The sequence below is a fragment of the Megasphaera sp. An286 genome (genome assembly GCF_002163455.1).
Lineage (GTDB): Bacteria > Bacillota > Negativicutes > Veillonellales > Megasphaeraceae > Megasphaera > Megasphaera stantonii.
Genome location: NZ_NFIY01000044.1, coordinates 1 through 1,186, shown reverse-complemented (window position 1 = coordinate 1,186; position 1,186 = coordinate 1). Strand labels below are relative to the sequence as shown.

1 protein-coding gene is annotated in these 1,186 nt (G+C 46.9%); it reads right to left on the bottom strand.

Annotation, left to right across the window (positions count from 1 at the left end; translation table 11 throughout):
• Positions 1–233: 233 nt before the first annotated feature.
• On the bottom strand, positions 234–797 hold the full coding sequence (locus B5F80_RS11090; protein ID WP_087478880.1) for a flavodoxin family protein: 564 nt from the start codon (positions 795–797) through the stop codon (positions 234–236).
• Between the last annotated feature and the right edge of the window lie 389 nt (positions 798–1,186).

Below are 1,186 nucleotides of genomic sequence, written 5' to 3'. Positions count from 1 at the left end.
TTGGGCTACCATACGCCGTCAGAGCTATTTGATGCATTCCTCGATGAAGTTTATGCTAGTGAGTGTGTTTCCTGATTATGGTTGTTCAAATTCAACTTGCAATTTACCAGTATATGCTTATGGTACGGCATGGTAAATAGGCCTGTCAATGGGGAAGAGAAGACTAAATGCATATCGGTTATACGATAAAAGACTGACCTGCGCAGAGCAAGCCAGTCTTTTTTGCGGGCAATTTACCGAATGAAATTGGTCATGACCTTAGCTTCTGTTTCAGGAGCTGTAATGCCGGCGGTTTTGCCGGCTTCGATGCATTTGAGGAGCCAAGCCATGTTGCGGCCTAAGACGCGCATGATCTGCATGCCTTCGGCATCCTGCTTCACTTCGTCAGGCGTGTTGCCGTGAACGACATTCCAGTAATTGGACGAAACGATGGGCATCTGATGATAGGCGAAGTACTTATTCAGTACGTCCAACGTAGCTGTCGTGCCAGCCCGGCGAGCCGATGCGACAGCGGCAGCCGGTTTGTGGATCAGAGCAGAACCAGCCGCGCCGGCCAGCTTATCCATAAAAGAAATAATTTCGCCCGACGGAGAAGCCCAATGCACGGGCGAACCGACGACTAATCCGTCGGCTTCCTTAACTTTTTCAGCAACGGCCTTGACGACATCGTCTGTCGGTACGGCATGAATAATTTCTGCGTCGACGCCGTTTTCCTTCAGGACATCAGCGACGACGGATAAGGCTGTATACGTGCAGCCAGCTTCACGACGGCTGCCGTTTAATAACACAACTTTCATGAAATATACCTCCTCTATACGATTACTTAATTTGCACTATAGCACGGAAAGGACAAAATGTCAAATTCGTTTTGCCGAGACGCCGGAAAGTGTGGGAGCATAAAAAAATGTCGGGTCTAGCGAGATACGGGACAATGTTGATCATAATGAGATGAACGGTAGAGAGACTTCCTCTGGTATAATAAAATAGCCATACGGATAGAGGAATGAACTGACCCCCAAATGTTAGACCAAAAATCTAATGATTGGAGGTCAGTTTTTTATGGCGAAACACAGTTATGAATTTAAGAAGCAACTGGTATCAGAATACTTGGACAATCAGGGAAGCTACGCTTCCATTTCACAAAAACATGGCATGTCGAGCAGTTGCCAGTTAAAAACGTGGGTTG